At 37.4% G+C, this 13436-nt stretch carries 13 protein-coding genes, 1 pseudogene and 1 other annotated feature; of the genes and pseudogenes, 11 read left to right on the top strand and 3 right to left on the bottom strand.

Annotation, left to right across the window (positions count from 1 at the left end; genetic code table 11):
• Positions 1-11: 11 nt before the first annotated feature.
• Positions 12-374, bottom strand: a complete 363-nt coding sequence (locus HUX68_RS04530) for a hypothetical protein (RefSeq protein WP_174613716.1) — start codon at positions 372-374, stop codon at positions 12-14.
• Positions 375-489: 115 nt separating this feature from the next.
• Between HUX68_RS04530 and HUX68_RS04525 the strand changes: the two genes are divergently transcribed.
• From HUX68_RS04525 to arr, 7 genes are all read left to right on the top strand, one after another.
• Positions 490-846, top strand: a complete 357-nt coding sequence (locus tag HUX68_RS04525) for a PadR family transcriptional regulator (RefSeq protein WP_174613715.1) — start codon at positions 490-492, stop codon at positions 844-846.
• The gene (locus HUX68_RS04520) at positions 824-1318 is read left to right on the top strand and encodes a hypothetical protein (protein WP_174613714.1); all 495 of its coding nucleotides are present in this window, start codon (positions 824-826) and stop codon (positions 1316-1318) included. Before HUX68_RS04525 ends, HUX68_RS04520 begins: the two co-directional genes overlap by 23 nt.
• Before the next feature lie 30 nt (positions 1319-1348).
• A complete protein-coding gene (locus tag HUX68_RS04515) occupies positions 1349-1537 on the top strand; it encodes a DUF3784 domain-containing protein (protein ID WP_174613713.1) in 189 nt (62 codons plus the stop codon).
• Positions 1534-2653, top strand: a protein-coding gene (locus HUX68_RS04510) for an IS3 family transposase (protein ID WP_174613712.1) whose coding sequence is annotated in 2 segments (ribosomal slippage) — positions 1534-1802 and positions 1801-2653 — 1122 coding nt in all. Because the reading frame shifts where the segments join, the coding sequence is not laid out codon by codon here. The genes HUX68_RS04515 and HUX68_RS04510 overlap by 4 nt, the downstream gene beginning before the upstream one ends.
• A gap of 68 nt (positions 2654-2721) precedes the next feature.
• Entirely contained in the window at positions 2722-2994 is a 273-nt protein-coding gene (locus HUX68_RS04505) for a hypothetical protein (protein ID WP_174613711.1), read from the top strand.
• Positions 2995-3375: 381 nt separating this feature from the next.
• Positions 3376-4002: a GNAT family N-acetyltransferase gene (locus HUX68_RS04500; protein WP_343033612.1), complete on the top strand. Its 627-nt coding sequence runs from the start codon at positions 3376-3378 to the stop codon at positions 4000-4002.
• Between the two features lie 552 nt (positions 4003-4554).
• The gene (arr, locus tag HUX68_RS19525) at positions 4555-4968 is read left to right on the top strand and encodes an NAD(+)--rifampin ADP-ribosyltransferase (protein ID WP_343033696.1); all 414 of its coding nucleotides are present in this window, start codon (positions 4555-4557) and stop codon (positions 4966-4968) included.
• Positions 4969-5303: 335 nt separating this feature from the next.
• Here the strand turns inward: arr and HUX68_RS04490 are convergent, their stop codons facing one another.
• On the bottom strand, positions 5304-6257 hold the full coding sequence (locus tag HUX68_RS04490) for a nucleoside hydrolase (RefSeq protein ID WP_174613709.1): 954 nt from the start codon (positions 6255-6257) through the stop codon (positions 5304-5306).
• Positions 6258-6564: 307 nt separating this feature from the next.
• On the opposite strand from HUX68_RS04490, the gene HUX68_RS04485 reads away from it, so the two are divergent.
• The 3 genes from HUX68_RS04485 to rlmD all read left to right on the top strand — a co-directional run bounded on the left by HUX68_RS04485 (position 6565) and on the right by rlmD (position 9848).
• On the top strand, positions 6565-6750 hold the full coding sequence (locus tag HUX68_RS04485) for a hypothetical protein (protein ID WP_174613708.1): 186 nt from the start codon (positions 6565-6567) through the stop codon (positions 6748-6750).
• 203 nt (positions 6751-6953) lie between these two features.
• The gene (locus HUX68_RS04480; RefSeq protein ID WP_174613707.1) at positions 6954-7973 is read left to right on the top strand and encodes a DUF3231 family protein; all 1020 of its coding nucleotides are present in this window, start codon (positions 6954-6956) and stop codon (positions 7971-7973) included.
• Between the two features lie 369 nt (positions 7974-8342).
• Positions 8343-9848: a 23S rRNA (uracil(1939)-C(5))-methyltransferase RlmD gene (gene rlmD, locus HUX68_RS04475; protein ID WP_246206606.1), complete on the top strand. Its 1506-nt coding sequence runs from the start codon at positions 8343-8345 to the stop codon at positions 9846-9848.
• A 323-nt stretch (positions 9849-10171) separates the two neighbouring features.
• Here rlmD and HUX68_RS04470 read toward each other — a convergent pair.
• Positions 10172-11424 (bottom strand): annotated as a pseudogene (locus HUX68_RS04470) (MFS transporter).
• 65 nt (positions 11425-11489) lie between these two features.
• Positions 11490-11745, bottom strand: a binding site (T-box leader).
• A 301-nt stretch (positions 11746-12046) separates the two neighbouring features.
• Between HUX68_RS04470 and HUX68_RS04465 the strand changes: the two are divergent.
• Entirely contained in the window at positions 12047-13075 is a 1029-nt protein-coding gene (locus HUX68_RS04465) for a M23 family metallopeptidase (RefSeq protein ID WP_174613706.1), read from the top strand.
• Positions 13076-13436: the final 361 nt, after the last annotated feature.

Below are 13436 nucleotides of genomic sequence, written 5' to 3'. Positions count from 1 at the left end.
ATATCAATTCTCTAATCTTCATCAATCGGGCGCAGTTCTGGAATAAAGGAAAGCGCCCAATTTGCCATTGCAGGGCTATTTAATGGAATAACTTTTTGATGAAAAGGGGGAACATAGATGCTTTTAAACAGGTTTAATAGAACAGGAAAAGTTATTGCATTTATAGGATTGTTGGTTTTTGCCTTTGGAATTGCATTTAATGAGACGATATCAGGGATTTCAGGTACCCCAGAATCATTGGCAGCATCATCAATCCCCTTAATTGTCATAGGTATAATAATGATGATTACGTCTAATTTCTTCAAAAGAAAGCGTGAAAGGTAATCTTCTTCAATCGGGCACCATTCTTGAATAAAGGGTGGCGTTCTCATCACATATTGGTGATGGTGATTACCATGAGTTATTAACATCGATTATTTATTTTTAATCACTATATATCATTGAAATATAGTCGGGGCTATATTAATATCATATTAAAGGGTGATTAAGATGAGTGACAAATGGCTTTTCCAATTAAAAAAAGGCAGCTATGAATTGGCCATTTTACTTTTACTGAATACAAGGCCAATGTATGGATATGAGATTACACAACAATTAAAAGATACGGGCGAGTTATCTATTGCCGGGGGAGCAATTTATCCAATTTTAAAGCGTATGCACAAATATAAAATGATTGACTTCTACTGGAAAGAGTCGGAAAAAGGTCCATCCAAAAAATATTATTATATCAACAACAATGGAATTCGTACGTTGAAAGCAAGGATGCTTAAATACCATAATCTATACCATGCATTATGTTCCTTGGAAAAAAAGGGTGAATTTAATGTTGATTCAAAAATGCTATGAAGAATACATTAAAGCGATAGTTGAGACCGCCGATCAACAGGATAAAACCATTAAAGAGGAAGATTTTGAGGAAATAAAAACCCATATTTTTGACTACTTGCAAGAGAAAGGAAATATGGTAACTTCCGAAAAACAATTACGTTCATCCATTTATCGGGAATTTGGAAGTCCGCAAGAATTATTAGATGAAATATCCCTCGAAGGTCAGTTTAAACACCAACCGAAGAAAAGAGTTCCAATCCATTTAATAGTTTCTTTGGCAGCATTGGGAATTGTATTGTTTACTCCTTATAAATATGCCCCTATTGGCATTCTACTCTTATTCATAGCAATACATGCAGTTCTGACTAAAAACCCTTTTGCTTTTGCTTATTATAAAAAGAATCCTGGTAAGGTAAACCAAAGAGGGCCGCTTTGGGTGTACAGTGGAATAACTTTTTGTTTAGGTGTTGCTTTTCTGATTTTGGAATGATGTAAGTAAAAATCTAGGGAGGTGAAAATAATGGGATTCAATGGAACAATATTTGGTATAGGCGTTTTGCTCATTATATTTTCTTATTTAATTGGAGTTAAAAAACAAACTTGGTTGCTTAGTGGTTTTAATCAGAACCGTATACGAGATAAAGAAAAGCTATATAATGGACCCAAGATTTTAGACACGAAAAAAGGAGATGTTAAGGTAGGTACATGAAACGAAAAAGATACACCCCCGAATTCAAATCTCAAATCGTGTTGGAAATCTTGAAGGAAGAAAAACCAATGAGTCAGATTGCATCGGAACATGGTATACATGTGAACCAGCTGCATAAATGGAAAACGCACTTCCTGCAGGAAATGCCACAGGTGTTTGAGAAGCAAAACAGGGATCAGGAAAAAATCAAAGCAGATTATGAAAAACAGCTGGAAAACCTTTATGCAGAAGTTGGGAAATTGACCACGCAATTGTCGTGGCTCAAAAAAAAATCTGGCATCTACCACGACTAGACGGGAACGCATGGAGATGGTGGAATGGGAAGACGCTGAACTTCCCATCACCCAACAAGCCGAACTGTTGAACTTAAATCGTACCAGTCTTTATTACAAACCGGTTGAGCCTTCACCTGAAGAGGTAGCCATGAAACACCGGATTGATGAGATTTATACGAAATTTCCATATTTCGGATCACGCAAGATTGCTGAAAAATTAAAGGCTGAAGGAGTGAACATCAACCGCAAAAGAGTACAGCGTCACATGCGTGAAATGGGCATTCAAGCAGTTTATCCCGGTCCCAATTTAAGTAAGCGCAATCTGCAGCACCGTGTTTATCCATATCTGCTGAAAGGAATGAATATTACCCGTCCCAATCAAGTCTGGAGCATTGATATTACGTATATTCAATTACAGCATAGCTGGATGTATTTAACAGCTGTTATCGATTGGTATTCCCGTTATATTATCAGTTGGGAATTAGACCAGACACTTGAAATGAGCTTTGTATTGGATACTGTTAAGCGTGCATTAACCATAGAAACACCTGAGATATTCAATAGTGATCAGGGCAGTCACTTTACCAGTCCAAAGTATATTAATCTCTTAAAAGACCATCCATCCGTACAAATCAGTATGGACAGTAAAGGTCGCGCATTGGATAACATCATGATAGAACGTTTTTGGCGAAGCCTCAAGTATGAAGAAGTCTATTTAAAAGATTATGGCACGCCAAGAGAAGCAAGACTAAATATTCGCGACTATATGGGGCTTTATAACTGTGACCGCCCGCATCAGTCATTAGGTTATAAAACACCAGCATCCATTTATTTTCAGTAGGTCATTGCCCCTCCATCTTGGAACGATTATCTTTCCTATGCCAGAACCCGTCAAGGGAAAGTACGCCCTTGACAGAACCTGGCACAGGAAAGGCGTGGTCTACAAGATGGGAAGGGACACAACTAATGACCCCACCTTATTTTTATAAAATTAGTGTCTTGACAATGGGGTCCACTTTACTAAGTAGAATGGTGGGAACAACTGACCTTTTTACAGGAGCGCTTTTGATTGTAAGTTCATTTTTTATTTCACAAGATTTTATGATTGTTGCTATTATGCTGGCAGCTTTTGCGCACGTGGGTATAGTGGCTTATGCCAACGTAAAAATGGTGGATAAATAAATATGATGTTTCCGCAAACGGGCGCGATTAACTAATAAGACTCGCGCTACAATCGTATATAAGGGGCAGATTGTTGAAGATGGGCATAAAAAGATAAGAGGTCTGTGCTGAAGATTTCAGCACAGACCTCTTATCTTCCCTAATTTTATTATAACATTAATGTTCAATAATTTTCAGTCTTTATTTTGTTTTTTTAGCTGTTAAGATTAAATTAAATCATTTGAGATGTAAAGAGTGGAATTTATGCACGAAACGTCTACTGTTGAAGGAATGGTGGCTATTTGCTAATAAGTAATGGCGCCAATATTGGATAAAAGCCATATTGTAGAAGAAATTTTTTATCTTGACAAGAAAGTATTCACTTAAAAAGGGGGGGTATAAATGCAATCAAGAGATAGAATGTTTACTATTGTAAAATCGGATAAGGTTGTTGATATAGATGTAAGAAGGCAGATGTCTAAAATTTTTGCGGAAGGATTCTCAGAGTGGCTTGACTATTTTTCCAAGGACAAAAGTAAAATTGCGAATGCCTTTGCGCACATGTTTGTTTTGGATCAATTTTATGTGGCTATAGCAAATAATAAAGTTGCTGGAATGGCTGCATGTACCGATGGTAAAACGTTATCGATACGACTTAATAAAAAAGAGCTGAGAAAGCATTTAGGCTTTTTAAAAGGTAGCATTGCCGGGATCGTTTTAAAAAAAGAGTGGGAAGCCCCTTTTGAAAATTTTCCTCCCAATTCGGGTTCGATTGAATTTGTCGGAACAGCTATCGAATTTAGAGGGAATGGTGTGGCATCGCAAATTATACGACATATTCTTGAAAATGATCAGTACAATGATTACGTAATTGAAGAGGTTGCCGATACGAATATTCCTGCCGTAGAATTATATATAAAGTTGGGTTTTGAAGAATATAAAAGGAAGGCACTTTCGGAAAAGATCGCCCAGAAAAGTGGTATCAATCATTACTTGTCCTTTAAATATTCGAAAAGTAAGGATGGATAATAAGATTGGATGATGAAAAAACTTAATATGGGAGAACAATTCAAAACGACTAAACAAATGGTAACAGCTTTTCTCATAAAAGAAGATTGATGGATTTTAATTAGAATTATTGAATGTGGTATTCCATCGGGTGCGATATCTAATAGAAATCGCACCATATTGCATACAAGGGAAATGGAGTTCAAAATGTGATTTCAATAATTTGGAGGAGATTAAATGAATATGAAATTTGATCCAAACAACGTCGTTATTAAACTTTGTCTGAGTGGGATGAACATGGAAGATGGCGGAAACGTTGAAGGGGCAACCACGAAATTTCATCAAGCATGGCACGAAGCAAAAAATGACTATGAAAAGTTTATTGCAGCTTATCATTTGGCACGCAAACAAAAGAGTGTTACAGATAAATTGAAATGGATGGAAACATCTTTACAGTGTGCGCTAAATATAAACGATGAAAATGTTAAGAGTGCTTACACAATGTTATATTTAAACATTGCCAAATGCTATGAGGAGTTGTGTGATTCTAATAACGCAAAAAGAAATTATGAATTGTCAAATTCATATGAGGGTGCGCTTTCTGATGAAGGACCCTTTTATCATGGGACGAAGGCGGATTTGCGGGTTGGTGATTTACTGACAGCGGGTGGAGATTCAAATTACAAACTTGATCTTAAAATGAACCACATTTATTTTACTGCTAATGCCAATGGTGCAGGACTGGCAGCAGCATTAGCTAAAGGAGAAGGAAGAGAACGCGTTTATATAATAGAACCAATAGGAGAATTTGAAAACGACCCAAATGTTACTGACATAAAGTTCCCAGGTAACTTAACACGATCTTATCGTTCACAAGAACCTTTAAGAATTATTGGTGAGGAAACAGAGTGGACGAAACTGACAACTTCGGAGCGAAGTGAATGGCGCGAAAAATTAGCCAAAAACAATGGCGAAATTATTAACTGATCATATTTCAAATGGGTAAAATAGTTACTTTTCAATTTTATCTAAGGGTTAACACATAAAATAAAGCAAGGCATCCTACGTAAAATATCGTAGAGTGCCTTGCCCATTTTAATCTAACTAATCTGGCTGATCCAAGACCACTCAGCTTTTATACTTATAAAGGGTAAATATTAATTTTTATTTGCCCTTTTCCAAGGGCGCAGAACGACATCCTCTCACTGATTTACATCCATTATACTTTGAATGAAGGTATATAGGATTAACACCAGAAAAAATCTGGTTAATAATAATATACGAGGGCGCAAATCCGGAAGGATGCGCCCTTTCAGGTCGGTTCATCTATGATTCGTTAAGGTTTCGAAGACGCTCGTTACAAAGATATCTTGATTAATTTCCAAGGCAATACGTGTACATTTTGGTCCAAAACAATTACTCGACCCTGGTCGGAAGTCAGCGATACTTTTACCGTATGAAAAGTTACCTTTATGTGCAACCTTAACCTCTCGTTTTTTGTACTCATACAACCCGCTGATATCAAGAACTGCCATTAAAGCTGCCAAATCGTGTTGTGGTGTTCCTGGAATACCTGGCTCTAGTTGTTGATAGACCTCATAATAGAAATCTAAGATTGGTTTGATTATTTCTTCAAGAGGTGAATCTGAACGAATGTCGATGAGATTGACAACATTAGGAGTTAATAAGGCATCCCTTGTCACATTTAAAGGTATAATCGTCAGATTAACTACATTTTGACAAATGTAGTTAGCTGCAATCGGATCGCCGTAAAAGTTCGCTTCCGCTACTTCGGTCGCATTGCCAGGTTCAATAAATGCTCCGCCCATCACATAGGTTTCTTTAACATCTTCCATCACTTCAGGACTTAAATAATGGGCTATAGCCAGAGATGTGCAACGTCCTACATTAACGATAATTAACTCATTACGGTTATTCTTGATTAAATTGAACAGTTTACTGAAATTCGTCCGATCTGCATAACGTTCTTCTGGAATTGGAGGTTCAATTGGTCCTAGTCCTTCTACACCATGAATTTCAGGAAAAAAGACAGGCTCTTCACCACTCAGGGGACGGGTAGCACCAGCAATTACAGGAATATCTGTACGGTTTGCTATTTCTAACAAGTACTCGACATTCCTATAGGTTTTACCCCGATCGATGTTACCGTAGCCACTGACCACTCCAATTAGATCTATTTCGGGATTTTTCAACGCGTATATTAACGCGATCGTATCGTCTATACCTGTATCGGCAAATAAGATTATTTTTTTCATTTTTTCACCTCAAACTACCATATGAAAAAAAGACAGGTTTGCTTGTATGTTTGTCCGATGAAAGTCTTTTAAAGAGGTGAGGGTGCTTAAGGAAATTGTATTGCAAATGTGTGCCAGTTCCCGCTATAGTTCAACCAACGCGCGCGATAAGTTCTACTATAAAGGCATTAAGGTGTGAACATGCTGAGAATTTTAACTTAAATCAACTTTATAAGGGAGATGATGGAACCATGTCTTGAAACCATCCTGTCAACAAATCTTTAAGGCTGACAGGCCTTGGGGTACGAAGCATAGGTGGAATGATGTTGTGTACACTAGAGTGCTTGAAGCATCACAAGATCGTTCAGATCTGGTAACTGCATGGGAATCAACAAGGAATGAATTTGATGACCATGACGTTCCAAGTACCTTAACAGGAGTTACGGTATTAGGTCACAAAAATCAACTGGGGGAAATCGAATCTGTAGCAGCAATTGAAAAACCTTCAGAATAGATTATATGATTTAACAAACTTTTCTGTTAGCGGGTGCTTTTCTCTAAGACAGAATAGCGCCAGTATCGCATATAAGGACCAAATAATTGAATAAGGTTCATCGAGCAAGTTTATTGAAACAAGAGTATATAATAAGTCTATCACTCATATATGTTCGAGTTATGGGGAACATTATGTTTATAGTATCAATTGGGAGTGTTTATATGGGTGAAAACACCAATGGTATAAATGAAAAATTAACATCAGCCGAAATGGGTAAGCTTTGGGCAACTTATACAGGTAATACTATGGCTAAGTGTGTTCTTAGTTATTATCTTAAACATATTGATGATCAAGATATCAAAACGGTTGTAGAACATGCTTTTAATTTAAATGACAGTATTGTTGGGAATATAAAAGAAATATTTATTAAAGAAAATTTTCCGATACCGGTTGGTTTTACAGACAAGGATGTCAATTTAGATGCACCAAGATTGTTTTCTGACGAATTTTATCTTCACTACTTGAAATACACGATTAAAGCTGGAATGAGCATCTATTCAATTGCTATACCTTTAATGATGAGAAAAGATGTAAGAAACTTTTTTATTAATACGCTTGATTCCACGGTAAAACTTATAACAGAAATTAATGATGTATTAGAGGAAAAAGGTCTCGTAGTAAAGCCTCCTAAAATTCCTACTCCCAATAAGGTCGATGTTGTTAAAAAACAAAGTTATTTACATGGCTTTGTTGGAGATGTTAGATCACTTCACGCTCTTGAGATTGCACATCTTTACGATGACATCGAAAACAATGTAACAAGTAAGGGATTGTTAATTGGCTTTAGTCAAGTCGCTAAAACTGAAAAGGTTAAAAACTTTATGCTACGAGGAAAAGAAATTACCGGTAAACATATCGAAATCTGTTCAAAAAAAATAAATAAAGATAATTTGCCGTCTCCTTTGTTATTGGATGACATGGTGAGCACTTCAACTGCTCCACCTTTTTCGGATAAATTAATGTTATGGCATAAAATAGATATGTTTTCCATGAAAGTTAGAACTTATGCAAATGGTGCATCACTTAATGGAAGGCGTGATATTGGTGGAATGTATGCTAAATTGTTAATGGATATTGGACTGTATGTAGAAGACGGTGCTAATATTATGATTGACAATGAGTGGATGGAACAACCACCAAAAGCTATCGATCGTGAAGGTTTGGCTAGGGGGCTAGAATAATGTGACTAGTGAATTAAAACAAACGAGAAGAAAAGCAATCAGAAAGGAGTAATATTATGAGCAAAGAGATTAGTACAAATCTTCCCGAAATTGTTACAAGAGATGAATGGTTTGCGGCCCGTCAGATTTGAGGGGCTTCTTTTTTGTTTTTAATTTTGATTGATAAAAATAAAAGGATATTTGCTCTATCTAATAGTGGAACAAGATAATTCGGGGGTGACAGGCACAGGCACGGCCCTAGTCAAAAGTACGGTGACCGTCGCGTACAATTCGAGAAGGACTGCCAACCCAATGTGTAGAGTTTACAACAGTTGGTTTACTGACGGCTTTGGGTAATATATAATGGAGTGTCAAAGAAGAAGAAGAGATGTGAAAGTGCCAATGACTAAAAGGAAGAACAGCGAATATAGAAAATCAGGAAAAAAACGCCATCGACCTGAGAAAAAGTACGGTAGACAGCACCCGGCGGGGGCGAATCGAACGTACGGCAAATCCAAAGGCAAGCTTAAGGCAAACGATACGCGCCAGCATAGCCAGAAAACCGTAACCGCAAAGGTGACTTGCTCAGGCCTTACCGATGGAGGTAAAGGCATTGCCCTGTGGGAAGGGAAGCAGCTTGAAGTAGCTAATTTGTTGCCTGGTGAAACGGCTGAAGTGGATATTTCTAAGAAAGGACGCTTTTTCGATATAGAGCTGAAGCGGGTGATTAAACCTTCAGAATCCCGTGTCAATTTACCGCGCTCATCTTATCACGAGGGCGTGGGGTGCCACATTCAGCACATGAATGAGCATGCCCAAAAGCGTTTCAAACAGAAAATTATAGATGAACTAATGAAGCCTTTCGGAAAACCAGAGCCAATCATAACCATGGAGTTTCCGTTTTACTACCGTAACAAAAATGTTATGACATTCGGTTTGAATAAAAAAAGGCAGATTATAAGTGGGCTATACGCTGAAAATACTCATAAGATCATACCAATGGAAAGGTCCATCATCCATGACCAAAAAGCGGATGAGATTATTCAAACCATCAAAGGGATGATGAAATCCTTTAAAATGCAGCCTTACAACGAAGACACTGGGCAGGGCTTTTTGCGACACGTATTGGTGAGGGTCGGAAAAGCCAGTGGTGAAATCATGGTGGTCCTGGTAGTAGCATCACCTATGTTCAAAGGGAAGAATAATTTTGTAAAAGCACTAAGAAATGCCCATCCAGAAATTACGACCCTCCTGATGAACGTGAATAAGAGGAATGACAGCATGGTTCTAGGCAACCAGGAAAAAGTACTGTTCGGCAAGGGGACCATAACAGATACTCTTTGCGGGCTCAAGTTCGACATCTCGGCGAAATCCTTCTATCAGATTAATTCGGTCCAGACAGAAAAATTGTATGCAAAGGCCATTGAAATGGCAGAGCTGACTGGAAAGGAAACCGTGGTGGATGCCTACTGCGGGATTGGTACGATTGGTCTAATTGCCAGCCAGAAGGCCGGAAAGGTCATTGGCGTGGAGTTGAATAAGGATGCGGTTAGAGATGCTATCCATAATTCAAAGCGCAATGGCGTGAAAAATGCCCGATTTTATCAGGGAGACGCCGGGGAGTTCATGGTAAAGATGGCAGCACGTGGTGAGAAAACAGATGTGGTGATTATGGATCCGCCACGAAGCGGGAGTGACGAAGCGTTCTTGTCCAGCGTGGTGAAATTGCAGCCAAAGCGGGTGGTGTATGTGTCCTGTAATTCGGTGACCCAGGCACGGGATTTGAAGTACTTGGTGAAGAACGGCTATGCGGTTGAAGGTATTCAGCCAGTGGATATGTTTCCGCAAACGGTGCATGTGGAAGCAGTCACAAAATTAGTACTAAAAAATGTCTAACTAAAAATACTTTTGCTAGTTAAAATAGACGTTTGTACGAACGTAACGATGATGAGTCCTGTATTGGAACGAAGCTGGATTGTTAAAACCATCTGTGGCACGTACTTCGAAAATTATTTCTGTGCATGGGTCTGAATTAAAACGTCATTTTGGTGTTTTACATAAGCATGATCTTGAACAAGTACTTCATATGGCAAAAGTTTATTTTAACAGTGTTATTATCTGTTTTATTCCATAAAGGGATATCACATATATGGACCGATTTATAAATCCCAATTTTCCATTTAACACTGGAGAATTGGGATTATTATTGTTGACCATACTTAATCAGTGTCAGAAGTTTGTAACTGATGAATTTCAGAATAATAATCTGCTTTCGAGGGTTGTGTATTAAAGATAAATAATATAATCGTTACTGCAAACATAATTAGGCTTCCTAATACAACGACAAAGCGAATAGATATCAGTTCAGCCATAATTCCAAAAATTATAGTCCCAATAATAATGAAAAAAGCTTCGATGAAACCATAAACACTACCGACCCGTCCCATTACGTTGACAGGAACATTATTTTGATAAAAGGTGTAAAATCCTGTGTTCATAAAAGCCATTGAAAATGATAAGATAAAAAAACCAATCGCTGCGGTAAAAAAATTACCTGAAAAAGCATAGATCATATAACCGATTGAAATCATTAAGGATCCAAGACCAATCAGCCAGGAGGTAGCTACCTTTTTAACAATTATTATGTTTACGAAGGAACCGACAATTATTCCAACACCCGCAATACTCACTAGGAATCCATAATCTCTTTCTGATAAAGAAAGCACTTCTGTAGAAAATGCTGCCTCCAGTGAATCTATGGCAGTTGCCAAAACCATCACCGCACTGAATAGTAAGTAAATAACCATAATGTATACGTGTTTACGACTAAAATCAACAACTACTTGCCAATCAACTTTCAATACCTTCAAGCTTATTTTTTCAGCTTTCGTCTCAATAAAATCATCTTTTTCAATATTGGGCATGAATAATGTGATTATTGCTGATACAAATAGAGCTATTGCATTAATGTATATCGCGAAATTGGGGGTGCCAATCATAAACATCATTCCTGCAATAGCAGGCCCAATAACAAATGCTCCAGAATCAATTAAACTTCGGAATGAATTAAATCGTTTTCTTTGATGGCGAGGAATTAACTTCGTGATATAAGTCATTGACGTAGGCTCATACATAGAACCAGCTATACTTATGAGAAACACAATACCGTATATTGCCCAAAGTGACGATAATGAAGGCAGTAAGGCAATAAACACTGCTTGGAATATAGCAAGCAACACCATAAGATGCTTTTTATTTAATCGGTCAATTAGACTACCTGACCAAAATTAGTAAACAACGTAGATGAAGCTCGAAGTATATATAGACCCGAGACAGCAATTACGCCCATCATATCAAGAACGATTAAATTTAATGCTATAAAATACACCCATTCCCCTATACTCGAAATACCAATGCTGGACAATAAAATGAAAGGGTATTTCCACGACCTTATAAACTTTTTTATACGCATTTTTATTTCCACTCCTTTGTGAATCTAAACTTGGACAATAAAAAACTCACCCCCAAGACCTTTGTCTTGAGGACGAGTTGTTGCGCGCCGTGGTGCCACCCCAGTTTGGTAATATGTCACCATATTACCCTCATTAGGTACGGTATGAAGTCCATACATATACCCTAGCTCTATAACAGGAGCTCCTGTCACACTATCACCTACATGGATCCAATGTGCTGCTCTGAGGCTTGCTTCCAACCATTAATTCTTACTCCTTTTCACCCACCGGAGCTCTCTTTGAAGAATTGCCGATTGTACTCTTCTCTTCATGGCATTTATTTGATTGTGGCTTTTTAATGTTAGATAATCATACCAAAACTTTAAGTGGAAAGTAAAGAAATTTTTTAATAACTATTGGATATGGGCTTAACACAAACGGGCGCGCTAACCTAATAAGTGTGTTCTTCTGAGTAGGGAAAATTGTGGGAGGTAGGTTATTTTGAAGATACCAAAAGTTATTTTATCAGTAGTTATTGTAGTGTTAGCAGGCTTTATGCTAGAAGAATCGAAACTAAATGGAACTTTTTTCAAATTTAAATCGTATATACCGTAAAAGAGTTAAAGAAGGGTGATGTTTTTCTTGAAGCTAAAAAGAAGCTTGCTTGTATTGGTTGCTGTCAGTTTGCTTCCCTTTTCGGTAGTATCCGGACAGCCTGTGAATTGGGGACAAAGTGGAGAAATTATAACTGGCCAGGAAAAATTCATCAAGAAAAAATACAGAATCTTACCGGAGGAATTCGGTGCCTATTTTTTGCAAGAGCATTTCTCTAAGATTTATCAGCAAACGAGTGAAGAGTTTAGGCGGAGTGTTTCATTTTCCAAATTTGAAAAACTGGCCGACTCTTTCAATCAGGAAGTAAAAAGTTATGAACTGCAAACTAGATTATCTATTGATAAACATGTGAGACGGTATGTTTGGGTCACTGCAAAGAAAACAAAGGGGATTCAAGTTGTTTTTGATAAACATGGTATCATTCAAGCTCTTCAGTTAGTCCCTTTAATGTCTTTTCCTAAGACGGATCGAATTTATACAAACAATGAGTATACGATGCCTGTCAAAGTAAATTGGATGGTCTTCTGGGGAGGGACAAATCAATTGATTAATTATCACTATTTATCAGGCAATCAAAGATATGCTTATGATTTAGTGATGATGAAAAACGGCAGGACTCATCATGGAAATCCTAAAAAAAATAAACATTACTATGCTTTCGGGGAAGAAGTTGCCGCTCCAGCCGATGGTAAAGTAATACAGGTAGTTGAAGATGTTAAAGATAACATTCCGGGAGAAATGAATGCCAAGCAACCTCTGGGAAATCATGTGATTATAGAACACGAAAATGGAGAGTATAGTCTGCTTGCACATCTCAAGGAACATTCCATTTCAGTTAATGTAGGAGACTATGTTGAAAGAGGAGAAGTGCTGGGGATATGTGGTAATTCAGGAAACTCCAGTGAACCTCATATTCACTTCCAAGTAATGGATTCTCCTGATTTTTCAGAGGGAAATTCAGTTCGTATACAATTTAAAAGTGGAAAGGAACCGATTCAAGGAGACATTGTCAAACCGATAATTAGTTTTCGAAATACTGTGGATTATGGAGATTGAAATTTGTAACTTAACCAACATATAAAACGGGACAAGAATATATTAACAGTTCAAAGGGTGCAAGAATTGAACATTGCTGGACTGTTTTAGCAGTCCATTTTTCTTGCTCGGCAGCTTTGTTGTAGCATTTCTTATATTTGAAATCAGTTTTTATCTCTTTTTCCGCAAAGAAAGATAAAATAAAAACTATGAAAACAGCTTGCTATGAGCATGTTTAGATAGCACGCACAATTGCCATTGCAGGTCCAGTTTGTTGAGTGAATTAAAAGCCTTTGACCTTAATAGTAATAGTACTTGGAATAGCGATAATAGTTTTTACTAGTTTTAAAATGTTTGGAAACCCATTTTGATTGATGATCAT

Origin of the sequence: Virgibacillus ihumii (assembly GCF_902726655.1) — a bacterium.
Taxonomy (GTDB): domain Bacteria; phylum Bacillota; class Bacilli; order Bacillales; family Amphibacillaceae; genus Lentibacillus; species Lentibacillus ihumii.
This window is presented reverse-complemented; position numbering and strand designations above follow the sequence as displayed.

Coding starts and splice junctions, on each gene's coding strand:
- HUX68_RS04525 (WP_174613715.1), top strand. CDS start 490: ATGAGTGACAAATGGCTTTTCCAATTAAAAAAAGGCAGCTATGAATTG.
- HUX68_RS04520 (WP_174613714.1), top strand. CDS start 824: ATGTTGATTCAAAAATGCTATGAAGAATACATTAAAGCGATAGTTGAG.
- HUX68_RS04515 (WP_174613713.1), top strand. CDS start 1,349: ATGGGATTCAATGGAACAATATTTGGTATAGGCGTTTTGCTCATTATA.
- HUX68_RS04500 (WP_343033612.1), top strand. CDS start 3,376: ATGCAATCAAGAGATAGAATGTTTACTATTGTAAAATCGGATAAGGTT.
- HUX68_RS04490 (WP_174613709.1), bottom strand. CDS start 6,257: ATGAAAAAAATAATCTTATTTGCCGATACAGGTATAGACGATACGATC.
- HUX68_RS04480 (WP_174613707.1), top strand. CDS start 6,954: ATGGGTGAAAACACCAATGGTATAAATGAAAAATTAACATCAGCCGAA.